The sequence below is a fragment of the Luteolibacter sp. AS25 genome (assembly GCF_046736275.1).
Classification (GTDB): Bacteria; Verrucomicrobiota; Verrucomicrobiia; order Verrucomicrobiales; family Akkermansiaceae; genus Luteolibacter.
The window spans coordinates 3,112,451-3,129,776 of sequence record NZ_CP151837.1 but is presented as its reverse complement, the minus strand read 5'-3'; the positions used below and the strand labels follow the sequence as shown (position 1 = coordinate 3,129,776).

Here is a 17,326-nt window from a genome sequence, read left to right as displayed (position 1 = left end):
CTATGACTGGAAGGTGATCACGATGGCCAGGCCGCCGAGGTCGCTTTTTTTTGCCAAAGTGGTGCCGCCGGAGGCGCGGATGGAGGATTCGACAATTGCCATGCCGAGGCCGGTGCCGCCGGTGGCGCGGGTGCGTGATTTGTCCGGGCGGTAGAAGGGCTGGAAAAGTTTCGGTAGTTCATTTTCCGGGACTCCGGGGCCGTTGTCCTCGATGGTGAGGGTGGTTTCTTTTCCGGCTGTTTTCGCGCGGATACGGACTTCGCAGGCGGGGCCGGCGTGGCGGTGGCAGTTGCGCAGGATATTGAGGATGGCGCGGATGAGTAGACGTTTGTCCGCCAGAACGTTGGTCTGCGGGGGGATTTCGGTGGAGACTTTGTGATCCGGGAGCTCGCGGGGGATGAGGAGGGAGAGGATTTCGCCGAGGTCGATGGATTCGATCGTGGTGGTGGACGAGTTTGCTTTCGTGAAGGCGAGGAGTTCTGAAACGAGGGTTGATAGTTCCTCCGCGTCCTCGTCGATGGAGATGATTCGTTTTTTTTCAGTTTCCGGGAGGCTGCCTTCGAGGATGCCGAGGCCGGTGCGGATGCGGGCGAGAGGGGCGCAGAGTTCATGGGCAACATCGCCGAGGAAGCGTTTCTGGCCGGAGACGAGTTCGCCGATTTTCGCGGACATCTCTTCGATAGATTGGCCGGCATCGCCGAGTTCATCGCTGCGGTTTGTGCCAATTTTCGTATCGAAATTTCCGGAGGCTATGCGGGAGGTGGCTTTGGAAATGCGACGTGCGTATTGGGTAATGCCGAGGACGAAGGGTGCCCAGAGAATGAGGCTGAGGAGTAACACGGCGAGGCCGCCCAGGAGCCATGGTTTGTAATCGAAGAACAGTCCGTTTGCGGAAGCGGATTCGGATTTCAGGAAGAGGATGCCGTGTTCCGGGCGTGCCTGTGGGTTGCGGGTGAGCGGAATTTCTATAGCTGCCCAGTAGTTGTGCTCTTCCGGGGAGCGGGCGAGAAAGAGGGAGACGGATGTGGTCCTTTCCGGATGTTGCGGGGGCTGGAACTGGCTGTGGGGGCGTGGCGTCCGCGGTCCTTCCGGCGGGGCGTCACGCTTGGGAGGACGCGTTTCCACGAGAAGATCGACGATAGTTTTCGGGACGTTGTTTTCAAGTTCCCGGGGGCCTAGTTCTATATTTCTGCGGAAGACGGCTGTGAGTCCATAGGGGGAGATGCGGTCTTCGATAATCTGATCCCATTCGGCACGGGAGGTAGTGCGGAGATCGTTCGAAATCAGGTCGCCGAGGGCTTCCAGTCTATCGCCGGTGGCTCCACTGAGGAGTGAGTTGAGGCCAAGCTTCAGCTGCCAGTTTACAAAAAGGTAGAAGATGACCGCTAGGACGGAAAGGTGTGCGAGAAGCATCAGGGATACTTTCGCCATGAGTGGGAATCTGTGTTTCCGCCTCACGAGTGGCCTCCTTCTTCGAAGCGGTAGCCGATGCCACGGATGGTGGTGATGAAGGTGGGTTGTTTCGGATCGTCGTTGAGCTTTTTGCGGAGCTGGGAGATGTGGACATCGATGGAGCGATCAAAGATGTCGAAACGGCGTTCGGATACGTCTTCGAGGAGATCTTCGCGGGATTTTACGCGGCCATTTGATTTCATGAGTGAAACCAGGATGGCGAATTCGAGGAGGGTGAGATCAAGCGGTTGCTCGTTGAGGGAGGCGGAGTGGCTTTCCTCATTGATGCGGAGGGGGCCGGCTACGAGATCGCCAGAGGAATCCTGGGAAAACACGGCGGTGGAGCTGCGGCGGGTGACGGCGCGAAGGCGTGCGAGGAGCTCGCGGCTGGAAAATGTTTTCGGGAGGTAATCGTCCGCGCCGAGTTCGAGGCCGACGATGCGGTCTGCCTCATCGCCCATGGCTGTGAGCATGAGGACGGGGGTATTGGAGGTTTTCCGGAGTTCCTTGAGGACTTCGAAGCCATCCATTCCGGGCATCATTACATCGAGAATGATGGCTTCATAAGTAGAGGTGAGTGCGGTGGCCAGACCATCGGTGCCATTGTGCCTGATGTCCACCTGCCAGCCGTGGGGGGCTAGGTATTCGTGGATGAGGGCACAGAGTTTTTTATCGTCATCTATGACGAGAAGTGGGCGGCCTTGGGTGGTTTCGGGATTCCTCACGCTGTGATCCTTCATTTTGTGGACGGGGGAGCGATGAATTTTACAAACTCTTAACAAAAAAGGGCTGATTCAACATCATTTCAACACAGTGATAATATTTACTGAGGGGTATGAAAAACCCATTCAAAATTATATTTTTCCTCTCACTTTCCCTGCCGCTGGTGGGGCAGAGTGACGACGGGGATGAGCCCGATATCCGGCGGCCTCAACCGGGAAAGCAGGAGCGGAGCCGCGATAGCCTGGAAGGCGAGGAGGAGCGTGAAGCCCGGAGAAAACTGCGTGAGGAGCTGAACGAAGAGTCCGGCGCGCCTGTTGCGAGGTCGATCGATGGTTACGGGAATCATACGGAGGATCCTGCGCTGGGAATGGTGGACCAGCCATTCGCAAGGATGTTCGAGGAGGACTATGCGGATGATATAGAGGAACCTGCCGGGGGTGATCGTGAGTCCGCGAGGCTGATCAGCAATGAGGTAGCGGCGCAGGAGGATGATATGCCGAACAGACGGGGTGCCACGGATTTTCTATGGCAGTGGGGGCAGTTTCTTGATCATGACATCACTGAAACCCCCACTGTGGATCCGGCGGAGGCGTTCGATATTGAGGTGCCGACAGGCGATGAATATTTCGATCCATATAGCACAGGAGAGGAGACGATTCCGCTGGACCGTTCTTTCTACGAATATGACGAGGATGGTGTGCGGCAGCAGATCAATGAGATCACCGCATTCATTGATGCCTCACAGGTCTACGGATCAGATGAGGTGCGTGCGCTGAATCTGCGGAAACAGGATGGCAGCGGAGAGATGAAAGTGACCGCATCCGACTTCGGCGATTTACTGCCTTACAATGAATATGGGGAGGAAAATGCGCCTTCCACGGATAGTTCATGGTTTCTCGCCGGTGATATCAGGGTGAACGAGCAAGCTGCCTTGACTGCGATGCATACCTTGTTCGTAAGGGAGCACAATCATTGGGCGGCCCGGTTCCTGGCGGAAAATGAGGGTGCTTCCGATGATGAGGTTTATGAATTTGCCAGAATGATCGTAGGAGCTGAGATGCAACAGATCACCTACCGTGAGTTCCTTCCAATTCTACTGGGTCAGGATGCTCTGCCGCCGTATCGGGGATTCAGGGAGGAGAGAGATCCTACTATTTTCAATGAGTTCGCCACGGGTGCGTTCCGTTTCGGGCACAGCTTGATGCCGAATACAATCCTGCGGGTGGATGCGGATGGCGAAACCGCGGAATCAGGGAATCTGGAGCTGGCGGATGCGTTTTTCGATCCATCGATTGTTGCCGAGGATGGAATTGATAATCTTCTGCGTGGTCTGGCCGCGCAACGTTGCCAGGAGCTGGACGGTAAAGTCGTGGATGCATTGCGGAATTTCCTTTTCGGGCCGGCAGGTTCGGGTGGATTGGATCTGGTAGCGCTGAATTTACAACGTGGGCGTGACCATGGTCTGCCTTCCTACAATGCGGTCCGCGAGGCTCTGGGAATGCGCCCGGCCAAACGCTTCAGGGATGTGAATCCTGATCGTGAGGTTCAGAAGGCTCTGAGGGCCGCTTATGATTCTGTGGATGACATCGATCTGTGGGTGGGTGGATTGAGCGAGCCGCATGTGCGCGGAGGGATGGTCGGCCCGGTATTTCACCAGATCATCAGCAGGCAGTTCCGGGTTCTGCGTGATGGAGATGCTTTCTGGTATGAGAACAAGCTGCCGCCTGAACTTCTGGATCTGGTGAGGGAGCAGACGCTTTCAAAGATCATCCGCAGAAATACCGATATAGGTGATGAATTGAGCGAGAATGTGTTTCTGATGGCACCGGATGAAGACTCCCGGAGTAGCGGAAGAAGACGCCCTCGATAGAATTTCCCCCAAAAAAAACCAAATAATGAATATGAAAATCAAATATGCGATAAGCGCCCTGACCATAGGCCTGGCTGCTCCAGCATTTGCCCAAGATGGGCAGCCGGCACAAATTGTGGCGGTGAGTCTGGATAAAAATCACGATCACGAGCTTTCCAGATCCGAAATCAGAAATGCGGCAAAGAGCCTGCTGAAATTGGATAAGGACAGAGATAAGGCGATCAGTATGGAGGAACTGAAGCCTGAGCAACAGGGCGGAAGTCAGACGCCGCAACCACCTGCTTCTGATTTGATGGATGCGATAGATCTGGATGGCAGCGGTGATCTCTCCAGCGACGAGCTGGAGGCCGCTTCCACATCGCTGGCGACACTGGACGCGGACGGTAACGGAAAAATCGATGAAACAGAGGCAACCTCGCTACTGGCTACACCTAATAATTCCGGGATTGATCCCGATCAGGGAGGTGTTGAGCGGCAAGGCCCGCGAGGGCCGGGTGGACCGCCTCCGGGTGGACCGCGGCGCTAAATAATTTCCCCTAGGGAATCCTGCCGGACAACCCATTGTTGTTGTCCGGTTCTGGCAAACGGAAGGGCATCCCCAGGAGGCGGGGGGTGCCCTTCTCTGTGTCCAGCCGATGGTTTTTTCCAAAACCGTTCTGCTGTGGTCTGTGAGGCGGCTTGCAAAGCGGATGAGGTTTTATCACCTTCTGCGGGAGTGGAGATGGTTGAGAAATTGGAAAAATTTTTGGCGCAGGGCGCTTGGGTGGAGAGGTTTGACGAGGAACTGCGGGGGCTGGGGACCAAATTGGTGCCGAGGGTGAAGGGGCTACGGCTGGAAGGTGAGGATGAGATAGAGGGAGGAGCTGCGGTGATGGATGAGGAGGTGGAGGTTTTTTTCTGGGAAGAGGGTGGAGGAATTGTCTTTGAGGCGAGCTGCTCGTGTGTGGCGGGTGCCTTTTGTGAGCATGGTTTTGCAGTGATGGGGAAGCTGGCGAAGGAGCGGAAACTGGCGCGGCTCTTCGGCAGGAGTGCTGCGGAGGCGGTTGGGGTGGCGTTGGGTGAGTCCAAGCTGGAGACGCCGCGGGGTGCTGCGCCGGAGGCGAAATTCGAGCTGGTGGTTACGAAGGGGCCGGTGGATCGGGCGACGAAGCTTTTGCTGCAATCGCTGGGGGAGAAGAAGCCGGTGGAGTGGATCTATGCCGAGGCTTTTGTGAGCTATGGGCAGCACCGGAATCCACTGGGTGCGGCGGGGCAGGGTGGAAAGACTCCGGCAGAGATGGCTGCGATCCGGCAGCTGCGCGAGATCGGGCTTTCCTCGATGATGTCAAATCCGGCGTGGAGATTCATGGTGAGCATGAAGTCCCGCTCGGTGAAGGTGGACGACGGGAATGACAAGTGGTTCCCGGACCCGGGCAGAATACCGGTGGATACTTTCTGGTTTCAGTTCCGCGGTGAGGGGATCGGGGAGCTGGAAGGGCTGGGATGGAAAATTTCCGTGGGAGCGGAGGTGGGCCACCAGGTGCACGATGCGGATCCGGCGAAGTGGGAGACGCGGCTTTCACAGGGTGATGATGCCTACGAGGGGGATTTCTCCGATGGGGGTTGGTTCAGTCTATCCGTGGGGTTCGATGTGGATGGGGAAAGGTATGATCTGATGCCGATTCTGGCGGGGCTGCTGAAACAGGATTTTCTGGAGGAGACGCTGGACCGGCCGAATTCGGGGTATGTCTATGCGCCGCTGCCGAACGGGGATGCGGTGAAGCTGCCGATCGGGCGGGTGCGGAGGATTCTGCATCATTTGACGGCGCTGGTGGATCCGAAGTTCTTCGGTAAAGTGCAGATTCATGCACTGGACGCGGCAGCTTTGGGGGGCTTGGAGGGGCTGGGTCTGGAGGAGCCGAAGGGTCTGGCGAAGCTGAAGAGGCGGTTGGAAAATTTCGAGAAAGTGGATGAGGTGGAGACACCGGTTGAGATTCAGGCGACGCTTCGGGACTACCAGAAGGCAGGTTTCCAGTGGATGCAATTTCTTGCGCGGCATGGGCTGCACGGGATTCTTGCGGATGATATGGGTTTGGGGAAAACGCTGCAGACTTTGGCACATTTGATGGCGGAGAAGAGCAGCGGCAGGAGCGATGGGCGGCCCTCGCTGGTGATTGCGCCTACTTCCGTGGTGCCGAACTGGCTTGCGGAGGCGAAAAAATTTGCGCCGGGATTGAAGGTGCTGGTGCTCAATGGGCCGGAGCGGCGGAAGTATTTCCGATCAATTCCATACGCCGATTTGGTGATTACTTCGTTTGCATTGCTGCAGCGGGATATCGAGAAGTTGCTCGGTTATAAATATCACCTGCTGGTCCTGGATGAGGCGCAGTATATCAAGAACTCCAAGGCCAAAGTGACGCAGGCTGCGGGCAGGGTGGTTGCCCGGCACCGATTGTGTCTTTCCGGGACACCGATTGAAAATCATCTGGGAGAGCTATGGAGTTTGATGAACTTCCTGATTCCCGGGTATCTGGGCAAGGAGGATGATTTTCAGGCGAAATTCAGAAAGCCGATCGAGGAGGAAGGAAACGCTGAAGTGAATGAACTCCTGAAGAAACGGATCGCGCCGCTGGTGCTGAGGAGGACGAAGGACCAAGTGGCGAAGGAACTGCCACCGAAAACTGAGATGGTGCATCTCATTGAGCTGCACTCGGATCAAAAGGATCTGTATGAAACGGTGCGAGCGACGATGGACAAGCGGGTGCGGGAAGCGATCGCGGCGCGTGGGATTGAGCAATCGCAGATTGTGTTTCTGGATGCGCTTCTGAAGCTGCGTCAGATTTGTTGTGATCCGAGATTGTTGCCTCCGGATTTCGCGGATGGGGTGAAGAGCTCGGCGAAGCTGAAGTTTCTCAAGGGGTTGCTCGAAACCCTGGTGGAGGAGGGAAGGCGGATTCTGATTTTCTCACAGTTCACGACGATGCTTTCCCTGATCGAGGAACATTTGGTGAGTGTGGGGGTGCCTTATCTGAAGCTTACGGGTGGATCGAAGGATCGTGGGAAAATGGTCGAGCAGTTCCAGTCCGGAAAGTTTCCGGTGTTCCTGATTTCGCTGAAAGCTGGTGGAACCGGACTGAACCTCACTGCCGCGGATACAGTGATTCATTATGATCCGTGGTGGAATCCGGCGGCGGAGGCGCAGGCGACGGATCGGGCATACAGGATCGGCCAGGATAAGCCGGTGTTCGTGCACAAGTTACTATGTCAGGAAACGGTGGAGGAACGTATCCATCGACTACAGCTGGAGAAGGCCAAGCTTGCGAATGGTTTGCTGGCGGATTCAGACATCGTGAGAAAGCTGAATTCCACAATGATGAGAGAGTTGTTGGGGTAGCTTGTATTACTTTCTCGGGGTCATACCGGGAGGGAGCCAGTTTTCCTTCATTGGCTCCATGGCTTGACTGATGGGCTTGGCAGAGGAGGCTGCCTTCGGGCCAGGAACCGCGCCTTTTTGATTTTCCCCACCTGCACCATTGGGTAGGGATCGGCTGTATGTAGCTATCATATTCTCGATTGCTCGCCGGTTTTGACCGCCCACGAAGCGGTGGACCATTTTACCATCTATATAGAATCGGACATCAGGTATATTCCGCACTCCTATTTGCCCTGATAGGGATTTGGCCTGATCTACATTGATCTTTCCAAGGCGGGCGACTGTTGAATTGGCCTCAACAACTTGTGATAAGACCGGGCCCAGCCGTTTACACGGTGGGCACCATTCCGCATGAAAGTCCACGATGTTCAGTTTCCCAGGCTCGCCGACAAATTCTTGGAAATGTCCTTCTGTGAGGTTTTGCACGGTGGGGCCGCCTTTCACACCATCGAGGATCTGATCAAGATTCATCCCGTCGATTCCTTCAGTACTTTCCTTTCTTAGATCCTTGAGTTCGTTCACTCCATCGCCCACGGCGTCGATGTGGTCGCAGGACGGGAGAAGTAACAGGAGTGAGAAAAGGAGGCGTTTCACGAACCTGAACTATCTGACTTAAGTTAAGCTGTCGAGATAGTTAGTGTGGAATTGATTGGTATTCCGGAATGATGAAAGTCGCGGGAGAAGGTATGCGTATGGTCAGCCGTGACTAATACCAAGCTTAAGAAGCCGGGTATTGATTCACAAAACGACCGAAACAACACAACAGGAACCCGAGCCTCGGCCGAGAGCCCTTTCTTGCTTTCGCCCGGGGCTCCTATTTCCGGTTTTCCCGTTTCGGTGCGCGCTTTTTGGCGAATTTCCTAGGTGCCTTCTTGGCTGCCTTGTTCACGTCCGTTTCACGGGTGCGCTTTCTCCAGTCCTTTTTCGCCGGGCCGGATGGTGTGTTGGCGGGGTTCGATTTTGCGTGATAATCGAAACCGCGCAGGCGTTTTTTGGGAATACGGCGGCCGATGGACATCTCGAGGATCCCAAGGAGGTTTTGATCGCCTTTGGGGACGAAACTGAGGGCTTCGCCTTCCGCCTCCGCACGACCTGTGCGGCCAATGCGGTGGATATAGTCTTCTGGATTCACCGGAAAATCGAAGTTTACCACATGAGTGACGCCTTCGACATCGATTCCCCGGGCTACGATGTCGGTGGCTACCAGGACTCGGATATTGCCGTCCTTGAAATTCTGGAGGGCCTTTTCACGCTGCTCCTGGGAGCGGCTGGAGTGGAGTTTTGACGCGCTGATTTTGGAGTTCTTGAGGAATTCCGTGAGGCGGTTCACTCCGTCCTTCATCCTTACAAAAACGAGGACCCGCTTCATTTTGGGTGATCCCAGGAGCGCTACCAAAAGCGCGTTTTTCAGGTGGGGTGCTACCTCATATACCGATTGGTTGACGGTGAGGGCCGGGTCGCTTTTTGCGCCGATCTGAACGCGTTTAGGATTGTAGAGAAACTTTCTTGCCAGAGACTCCACCTCGTGCGGGAAGGTTGCGGAGAACATCAGGGTCTGGCGCCTTCTCGGGAGAATTTCCACGATGGCTTCGATATCCGGGAGGAATCCCATGTGAAGCATGCGGTCCGCTTCATCGAGGACGAGGATTTCAAGGAAGGAGAAATCGATTTTATCCCGGGAGCTGAGATCCATAAGGCGGCCTGGAGTGGCTACGATGATATCGACGCCTTTGCGGGCGGCTTTGATCTGAGCTTCTTCATCGACACCTCCGTAGATGGTGGCAACGCGGACGGGGAGATTTTGGCCGTAGGTGGTGATATTTTCTGAGATCTGGAGAGCGAGTTCCCGGGTGGGGGCGATAATAAGCGAGCGTGGCTCTCTGGATTTTTTCCCTTCTTCCTTAAAAAGGTGGTGAAGGATGGGCAGGACGAAAGCGGCGGTTTTGCCGGTGCCGGTTTGGGCGATTCCGATGAGGTCGTTTTTTGCCATCACCTTGGGAATGGCGGCCAGCTGGATGGGTGTTGGCTCACTGTATCCGGCTTTGCTGATCGCATTCTCGATCTGTTTTCCCAATCCAAAAGTTTCAAACGACATGGCGGAAAAGTAAGCATGTGCAAGGCGACTGGCACGGTTATTCATGTGCGTTTTTTAAAACTCTGAAAAGGTTACCAAAAATTCCTTTACAAATAGTATCGGTACAATAGCTTTCGCGCCCCGCCACCAGCACGGTAGCGTTCTATTCCAACCATTTTTGTCATGAGAGTTCTTTCTTCACTTGCCTCCGCCAAGCGCCGCCATTCCGACTGCCAGATCGTCAGCCGCAAGGGCACCAACTACGTGATCTGCAAGACCAATCCGAAGTTCAAAGCACGCCAGGGTGCAACCAAAGGAACACGCCTCTCCAAGAAAGGCGTTAAGTAATCCCGCAGGTTCTGCTTAACTAATCTATTGTTTTTTTGACGGCCCACTCGGGCCGTCTTTTTTTGTGGGGTGATTTCCCTGCTTCAAGGGAATCCGGCGCGATCCTTGCGTATATGATCTGAGTATCCTTCGATCTGAGGATGTTTCCTCGCTGCGGGATTCACGAAATTGTGTTCTTTCAGATCCTTGAAGGAGAGCCCTCCGGTTTCGAACATTCCGCGGTCGTAGAGCATTTTGTCCATTCGGCCGTTAAGGATGATACGCCAGTCGAAGGCGAAGCCACCCTTTATCTGGGAGCGCACTGCTGTGGTGCAGTTGGAGAAAAGGACGTTGTAGAATTTCGGCTGTTCCCGGAGGCGGTTGGTGGTTTCAAGGAATTCGAGGAGGCGTGCGCGGGCCTGGAGGGGAGTGGCTACCGTTCGGTAAATGTAAACGGTTTCATTTTTCCGGATGTTGGACCGTACACGGACAGCATCGGTTTCCGAACATGGGATGTAGAGTAACTCGTAGCGGCGATAGAGGCCGCCGAGGACAGAATAGCTTTCTATTTCTTCGCGGCGGGCCTCAATCGAGAATGCGAGATGGCCGTCCTCGCCGAAATCGAAGCTGAAGATGGGATGTGCGATCAGCTCTGAGCCCCAGTGGGTGAGGAAAATGTCCATGGACACCAGCTTCGAGAGGTCGAACTCGCGATCCTCCCATTCCGGGATTGGTTTCCCGCCTTTTGTATAATCGAAGTTCCGGAAGTTTCGGACAGTGATTGTGTTTCCTGAGATCTCCACAGAGGGGGTTTTCTGGCAGGAAAGTTCCCATTTCCTATCGTTGGAGGGACGGAGCGAGAGGTAAACGATAAGAAAAGGCAGCGCAAATACCGCAGGAATGAGCAGGCGGAATTTTCTCAACCGGGGGATGAATGGGATAGTGTAGAAGAGAATGATCCAGAGGATGGCGAGGAACTGGCTCCAAATCCAGATACCATCCAGCGGGGCATTATACCAAATGAGGCCAAAGACCCAAGCTGCGACGAGAAATTTGAGAAGCTCCTGAAGGGCGATGCGCAAATATTTGGCGAAGGTATTCACAGCTACTGTATTTCAATTATTCTGTCTCGTCCTCTCCTGTGAGAAGGGCATCCACTGTCAGTTCCGCAAAGGAGCCGGGGAGACCGGTAAACTGAATAGTGCCTTTCTCATCAAGAACGTAGACCGATGGACGGGAGCTGATGCGGTATTCATCGCTGAGTTTTCCGGCAGGGTCATGGATGTTGTTCCATTGAATGGATCCATCTGCCTGGAGGGAGCGGATCCGATCGAGGGACTCCGGGGTAATTCCAATGATATTGACCGGTTTATCCCGGAATTTGGTGACCATCTGGTTGGTGAGATTGATAATTTTGTCTGTTTGAGGAGATTTTGCATCCCAGAAAAGGAGGACGGTGATTTTGCCAACTTGATCGGAAAGTTTGACTGTTCTGCCCGCGACATCGGTGCCGGTGAAGGGAGGGGCGGTGCGGCCTTTTGTGAGGTAGCGGATGATGTAGAGCTGATCGGATGCGATGTCGGCCACGCTGCGGCCAGCGATGGTTTTGTCAGCGCTTTGAATGATAGCTTTGCGGAGGTAGCCGAGGCGTTTTTTCATGAGCTCGGAATCATCCCCGAGACCTTTCAGGATAACTGCGGCTCCGAGGGCTGCGATCCCCTGGACGCTCTCGTCCGGGTGCTCCCCGGCGATATCTTCGAGGATAGGAAGGGCTTGAGGATTGCCGCTGTTGTAGAGGGCGATGCAGAATGGGGTGATCGAGGAGCTCTTGAGGTGATTGAGTTTGATGAAGGAGATCAGTCGATCGCGGTCTTTTGAAAATGCCTGCTGTGGGGTGCCGTTGGCGTCGGGGACGGTGAGCCCACTGGTGATTTCTATGAAAAATGCAGCGTAGGGGAGGGTCCATTCCTCTTTGAGTGATGGCGTGATGGCAGTCCAGAGGTCACCTGCGGTTTTGACTGGGTCCGGTCGTCCTGCTGACAATGCCTGCTGCTGCTCTGCTGTGGTGGCGAGCTTCATTTCCAGAAGCCACTTCTCCGCGGAAAGCTCGTAGTTACGCTTGATGCGTTCGGCTTCCGGCTGGGATGCGAGGCTGAGGGTAGGAAGCAGGAGTATGGATAGCAGGATGATTTTCAGCATGGAACTGGTGGTGAGGATGGTGGCCGGTTAAGTGGGTTTTGCCGCTGGTTTTTAGGCGGAGGCCCAATTCCAGTTGAAGACTGTTTGAATTTCAGGATTCAACGAGTGATGGACCGGGCATCCACGTGCTGCGGCTTCGAGGATTTTTGCCTCCGGATGCGAGGCTGGGATTGGCATATTCATGTCGATCTCAAGCTTGGAAATGCGCCGTGGAGCGTCTTCCGACATGTATTTTCTGACGTTTACGTTGAGTCCGGCGAGGGAGACGCCTTTCCTTTCCGCGACGATTCCCATGACGGTGGCCATGCAGGAGCCGAGTGCGGTGGCTACGAGATCCGTCGGGGAAAAGGATTGGCCGAGGCCGTTGTTATCGACTGGGGCGTCTGTCCAGATGGTGCTGCCGGATGGAAGGTGTGTGGCGGAGCAGCGGAGCTTGTCTTGGTAGTTAAGGGAAATTTCGACCATGGTGGTGGGTGCTCCAGCTATGGTCCATGAATTTTCGGGATGTTCAATCTGCAAACCAGCGAGGGATGATTACTCTACGTCCGGATAGGGGTCGATCTTGGAAAGAACGATGCGGAAGCCGTAATAGGCGCTTTCAGCAGTTGCCGGTACAGGGTTGCGCCAGCCGATGAGGATATTTTCCTTCAAATAGGTATTCCACCCGCCTCCGCGCAAAACTCCGAGTGGGTCGATGGAAGTCCTGGAAATATTATCCGAGACCCACTCCTGAACATTTCCGCTAAGGTCGTAGATGCCGTATTTATTTGGCTGGAAGGAACCCACCGGTGATGTGCGGGGGAAGCCATCATCGTAGTCAGAGATGATCCGGTCCGTGGAAACGCCGGAAAGTGAAGCTGCGGTGGTATCCGCATAGTTGGCGAAATTTACCGGAGGCGGCCAGACCGTGCCCCATAGATATATGTTTGGTTTGTTCGCATCGCGCTGGCCGGGAGCTTCTCCGATTTCGAAATCGAGACCGGCAATTTTACTCCATTCCTTATCGGTGGGGAGGCGGTATTGATGTGTGCCGGAGATTCTTTCCTGTTTCCTTTCCCGCTCGGTAAGCCATTTGCAGAATGCGATGGCATCTTCCCGGGAAACGTAGACCACGGGATGATCCGGGCCTTGCTGGAAGGTGGGTGTGGTTGGTTTGCGATGCTTGGTTTCCGAAAGGAAAATTGCGTAGTCCTTGACCCTGGTCTCCCAGGCGGAGGCCATTACATTTTCCTCGAAAGGCTCGAATTTCTGGCCAATTCCATTTTGCCAGGATTTCCCGAATACCACGCCTTCGCTTTTTTCCAGAACGGCTGATAGCGGGACGTTTTGTCCGGGTTTGACTTGCTCAAGCAGTGTGAGCGGTTTGTAGCCTTCAAGAACGAGCAGGAGTTCTATCCGTCCGGGCTTCACCTTCGGGATGAGCAAGGTATCGCCGGTGGATCCGACGAAGCGGCCATCGATAAATACGTCTGCGCCCGGCGGCTCGCTGGTGAGCTGGACTCCTCCATAGCGGTATTCCCTGATCCCGATGCGGAAGGGTTTCAGGTTCTGTTTTTGCGCGTTCGGGGAAAGATTGGGGCTTTTGAATGATTGGTCGATCTGGCCGAAGACCTGGTTGTCCTCCGTGAGGAAGCCATTTCGAATGCCACCGGTTCGGATCCAATCGGTGAACGCGATGATGTCCGGCCTCTGGGCGAGCACGACTTCCGATTTTCTCCCGTTTTCAGAAACGGAAATGTATTCGGCCGACCTAGGGTTGCGTTTGGATTGGTTGAGGAAAGATCTCCACAGGCGCCTCCCGACATAGGTGGAGCTGATGTGGGCATCGCCGTCCGGCAGGTAGGTTGTGCCGAGGTGATCGCTCCATTTTTCCCCGATGACAGGTGGAGAGAAATTTTTCAGCTCGTGAAAAATTAGCATGGGTTCCTGCACGGAGCCCTCCGTGACAGTCTCGATGACTTGAATGGAGCGGTAGCCTTTTTTGGTAATGAGGTAGGAAATTTCACTGCCTACATCCGCGCGGATGGTGGAGGTGGGGGTGATCCCGACGAGGTGCCCTTCATCGTCGTAGACTTCCGCCCCTTCTGGGATGGTCGCGAGGCGGACAAGGCCTTGTGCGGGGCTGGCTTTTGGTGCCGGATTCTCCGTGCGCCATGGGTTCCAGGTGCTGTCCTTGACGTTTTCCCAAGAGGCCCAGCCGGCGAAACCGAAAAGGATGGCGGAAGTGGCCCAGATGGAGATGCCGCGGCGGCGGCGGCGCTTCCCGCGCTGGAGAGAGCGCAGGGCGGTGGCGAGTTCTGCCGCGGTTGAGATTTTTCGTTTACTGACGCGGGGCTCGCAGACCTCGCAGATGACTTCATTGAGCGATAGCCAGCGTTTGCAATCGAGGCCGGTGGGCAGCTCATCCGGTAGCTCGGGAAAGTCGAGGCGGTCTTTTCCTGTGGCGATTTCGTAGAGGACTTTTCCCAAGGAGTAGATATCGGCCTGTGCGGAGCCGGGGCCTTCCGGGGGGACGAAGCCCTCTGTGCCTACGAACGTACGCTGGCCGCGGGCGGCTACGAGGCCGATGTCGGCGAGCTTTGCCTTTCCGTTCACGAAAATGACATTTGATGGCTTCACATCGCGGTGGGCGAGGCCGCCCTCGTGGAGATGGTGCAAGGCCTCCGCTAAGCGGACGCCTACGTCGATGCAGAGTGAGGTGTCCAGACGGACTCCGGCTTTTCCTTCCGGGCGGAGTGTGCGTGCTTCGTATTCCACCGGGTTGATTTCCTGGCCGGTGTGGATGTCGTCTCCGAGCTCCATCACATAGTAATAGAAGGATTTGGTGTCCGGGCTGCGGCCGACGTGGAGGATGTTTACGAGGCCGGGATGGTCGCGTGAAATGGGCTCGTATTTCAGGATGCCTTCGAATTCCCGCTCGAAGGTGCGCTCGTCATCGAAATCCTCACGCCAAACGACCTTTACGGCACGCATGGCACCGGTGACACCCCGTGCCATCCATACTTCACCATATGCGCCATGCCCAATCTTCCGGAGAACTTCGTGATCCGGTATGTTCGGGTGGCTACGTGGAGGGGCGGGCATTTTATATCAGAGAATGGAGGACTACTCGGTCTCGTCCTCAAGCTTTTCGAGTTCTTTTTTCAGGACTGCTCCCACGCGGTGTTTTGCGAGGTATACCTGGGCCATGCTGACTCCGAGTTTCTTCTTCACCTTATCCGCATCCCATTCGCGGACGACGTAGTAATCGAAGATCTGATATTGTTTCGGAGAAACCTGGGCTTTTACCCGGGAGAGTGCTGCATCGGCGATGCCCTGTTTCCACTCGGTATCCCAGATTCTGTCCAGCACTTCGCCATTGGGGTCTTCGATACGGTCGATGACGGCTGTCTTTCTGTCATCATCCCAATCCCCGCCAGCCATGGCTGTGTCCTTTTTGCGCTTCCGGAACTGATCATTGATGCGCCAACGCGTCATGTTCATGAGCCAGGTCTTGAAGGATCCCTGTTCGGGATCGTAGAGGTTTTTCTTACTCTGTTTTGCGATCGAGAGGATTGTTTCCTGCACACAATCGAAGGCTTCCTCCGAGCGGAGGCCGGATTTGATGGCTACTGAGTAGATGAGTTTCCAGTAGGTTTGGTAAAATTCATCCCAGGTTTTCTGGTCTTCCCAGTTGTCGAGACGGGCGATGAGGCTCTTTCTCGTTTTCGCGTAGGCTTTCTCTATGACGCGATCTTTCTCGGCGGGTTTTTCCTCGTTGTCGTCTGACATTGATCAAGACTTAGCACCCCGGAACTGGATCTGAAACGTCGAAAAACCGAAAACAGGAAATAATAAGCGGGATTTACCTGAAGTATTCGGAGGTGACCTGGCTGCCCATCCGCTTGTCCCAGAAGTATCGCTGGAAAATAACTTTCACGGCTGCGGAAAGTGGAACTGCGAGGAGTGCGCCGACGAAACCACCGAGAATAAGGGACCAGAAGAGCATGGAGAAAATAACGGTGAGCGGATGGAGCCCGACGGAGTCACCCACGATTTTCGGGGCGGTGAAGAGTGAATTAATCTGCTGGACGCCTGCAAAAATCAGCACGACGCATCCCACGTAAGGCCATGGGTCCAGCCCGAACGGGGAGCTGGTCTGGGCGTGGAGGTAGGCGATGATACAGGCCGGGATGAGGCAGAGAATATTACCGATGTAAGGGATGACTCCCAGGATGGCCATGAATACCCCGATGAGGAGCGCGTAGGGGAGATCGAAGAAAAATAGGGCTATTCCCACCAGTATGCCGTCGATGATTCCTACCACGACCTGACCGCGGAAGAAGGAGATGAGGTAGCCGTTGATTTCCTGGAGGGTGGAGACGAGCTCTGTTTTGAAGCGTGAGGCACGGAGTGGAACGTAATCGTGCCAGTGCTCACGGATGGAGACGGAGTCTTTCAGGAAAAAGAAAAGATAGACCGGGACCATGATCATACCGAGCACGAGACCGAGGAATGCCAGGAACTTGCTGGATCCTATGGTGAGCCATTTCGTGCCTGTGCCGAGAAGTTCGCTTTTGTATTGGAAAAGCATCCGGCCGGCGCGGGTGCGCCAGAAGAAATCAAGCGAATCAGGCACCGGTGTGCCATTTGCATAAGCGATAGGCTCACCCTCTTCGGTGACTTCCGTGAGAGCCCAGCCCACGACATTGTCCTCGTATGCGGTGCGTAGGTTATGGAGCGACATCGCGAGCGCGGGGCCAAGGCCGGCACCTTCCTCATTGTGAACGATCGGTTCAAGGATGAGATCAGCCGCATCCGGCTCTTCCACAGTTCCTACAGGTAGCTCGTCTTCGGTGATTTCTACTTCGACGTTCACTGTTTGCGAGACTGCCTGCGACTTCGGCGTGGGGGAGACTATCTCACGGAAAAATGCCCGGCCGTTTTGAACTCCCGGAACAACTGCCGCGACGAGCAGGGTAGCGGCGACTAGGATGCCCAGAAAGACGATCACGACCGACCAGAGACGGCTGAGTCCGCGTTTTTCGAGAATCCGGACAATTGGATCAAGTAGATAGGCGATGATGCCCGCCACGATTAGTGGGACGAGAACCGGCTGAAGAAATCCGAAAATTTGGCCGACCAACCAGACCAGAAGCAGAAGAAGAGAGCCGAGGACGAGGATGCCTAGGCCGGTGGCTGCGCTCCACAGTGTCTTCTGCTGAAATCGGGTCGGATATTTCATTTATAGTCGTTTTCTATACACCGGTGGAGATTTTCACCATATTTT

Annotated in this window: 14 protein-coding genes; 4 read left to right on the top strand and 10 right to left on the bottom strand. The window is 55.1% G+C overall.

The window, feature by feature from the left end:
* Together AAGA79_RS14410 and AAGA79_RS14405 are read right to left on the bottom strand one after the other, a co-directional pair.
* A complete protein-coding gene (locus tag AAGA79_RS14410) occupies positions 1 to 1,431 on the bottom strand; it encodes an ATP-binding protein (protein ID WP_411826514.1) in 1,431 nt (476 codons plus the stop codon).
* A 23-nt stretch (positions 1,432 to 1,454) separates the two neighbouring features.
* On the bottom strand, positions 1,455 to 2,192 hold the full coding sequence (locus tag AAGA79_RS14405) for a response regulator transcription factor (protein ID WP_411826513.1): 738 nt from the start codon (positions 2,190 to 2,192) through the stop codon (positions 1,455 to 1,457).
* Between the two features lie 95 nt (positions 2,193 to 2,287).
* Between AAGA79_RS14405 and AAGA79_RS14400 the strand changes: the two genes are divergently transcribed.
* The 3 genes from AAGA79_RS14400 (at position 2,288) to AAGA79_RS14390 (ending at position 7,418) form a co-directional block, all read left to right on the top strand.
* The gene (locus AAGA79_RS14400; RefSeq protein ID WP_411826512.1) at positions 2,288 to 4,045 is read left to right on the top strand and encodes a peroxidase family protein; all 1,758 of its coding nucleotides are present in this window, start codon (positions 2,288 to 2,290) and stop codon (positions 4,043 to 4,045) included.
* 25 nt (positions 4,046 to 4,070) lie between these two features.
* Positions 4,071 to 4,571 (top strand): EF-hand domain-containing protein, encoded by a 501-nt coding sequence (locus AAGA79_RS14395; protein WP_411826511.1) that lies wholly within the window; start codon positions 4,071 to 4,073, stop codon positions 4,569 to 4,571.
* Between the two features lie 207 nt (positions 4,572 to 4,778).
* The gene (locus AAGA79_RS14390; RefSeq protein ID WP_411826510.1) at positions 4,779 to 7,418 is read left to right on the top strand and encodes a DEAD/DEAH box helicase; all 2,640 of its coding nucleotides are present in this window, start codon (positions 4,779 to 4,781) and stop codon (positions 7,416 to 7,418) included.
* Positions 7,419 to 7,424: 6 nt separating this feature from the next.
* Here AAGA79_RS14390 and AAGA79_RS14385 read toward each other — a convergent pair whose 3' ends face one another.
* Together AAGA79_RS14385 and AAGA79_RS14380 are read right to left on the bottom strand one after the other, a co-directional pair.
* Positions 7,425 to 8,051: a thioredoxin family protein gene (locus AAGA79_RS14385; RefSeq protein WP_411826509.1), complete on the bottom strand. Its 627-nt coding sequence runs from the start codon at positions 8,049 to 8,051 to the stop codon at positions 7,425 to 7,427.
* Positions 8,052 to 8,271: 220 nt separating this feature from the next.
* The gene (locus AAGA79_RS14380; RefSeq protein ID WP_411826508.1) at positions 8,272 to 9,597 is read right to left on the bottom strand and encodes a DEAD/DEAH box helicase; all 1,326 of its coding nucleotides are present in this window, start codon (positions 9,595 to 9,597) and stop codon (positions 8,272 to 8,274) included.
* Positions 9,598 to 9,714: 117 nt separating this feature from the next.
* Here AAGA79_RS14380 and ykgO point away from each other — a divergent pair, with 117 nt between their 5' ends.
* Positions 9,715 to 9,879, top strand: coding sequence for a type B 50S ribosomal protein L36 (ykgO, locus tag AAGA79_RS14375; RefSeq protein WP_411826507.1), 165 nt, complete (start codon positions 9,715 to 9,717; stop codon positions 9,877 to 9,879).
* An 83-nt stretch (positions 9,880 to 9,962) separates the two neighbouring features.
* Here ykgO and AAGA79_RS14370 read toward each other — a convergent pair whose 3' ends face one another.
* The 6 genes from AAGA79_RS14370 to AAGA79_RS14345 all read right to left on the bottom strand — a co-directional run bounded on the left by AAGA79_RS14370 (position 9,963) and on the right by AAGA79_RS14345 (position 17,281).
* Positions 9,963 to 10,961, bottom strand: a complete 999-nt coding sequence (locus AAGA79_RS14370; RefSeq protein ID WP_411826506.1) for a DUF4105 domain-containing protein — start codon at positions 10,959 to 10,961, stop codon at positions 9,963 to 9,965.
* Between the two features lie 16 nt (positions 10,962 to 10,977).
* Complete coding sequence (locus AAGA79_RS14365) at positions 10,978 to 12,057, bottom strand: peroxiredoxin family protein (protein ID WP_411826505.1); 1,080 nt, start codon at positions 12,055 to 12,057, stop codon at positions 10,978 to 10,980.
* Between the two features lie 51 nt (positions 12,058 to 12,108).
* Positions 12,109 to 12,576: an OsmC family protein gene (locus AAGA79_RS14360; RefSeq protein ID WP_411826504.1), complete on the bottom strand. Its 468-nt coding sequence runs from the start codon at positions 12,574 to 12,576 to the stop codon at positions 12,109 to 12,111.
* 15 nt (positions 12,577 to 12,591) lie between these two features.
* On the bottom strand, positions 12,592 to 15,141 hold the full coding sequence (locus tag AAGA79_RS14355; protein WP_411826503.1) for an SUMF1/EgtB/PvdO family nonheme iron enzyme: 2,550 nt from the start codon (positions 15,139 to 15,141) through the stop codon (positions 12,592 to 12,594).
* Positions 15,142 to 15,162: 21 nt separating this feature from the next.
* Positions 15,163 to 15,828 (bottom strand): sigma-70 family RNA polymerase sigma factor, encoded by a 666-nt coding sequence (locus AAGA79_RS14350; protein ID WP_411826502.1) that lies wholly within the window; start codon positions 15,826 to 15,828, stop codon positions 15,163 to 15,165.
* A gap of 73 nt (positions 15,829 to 15,901) precedes the next feature.
* Positions 15,902 to 17,281, bottom strand: coding sequence for an AI-2E family transporter (locus tag AAGA79_RS14345; protein WP_411826501.1), 1,380 nt, complete (start codon positions 17,279 to 17,281; stop codon positions 15,902 to 15,904).
* Between the last annotated feature and the right edge of the window lie 45 nt (positions 17,282 to 17,326).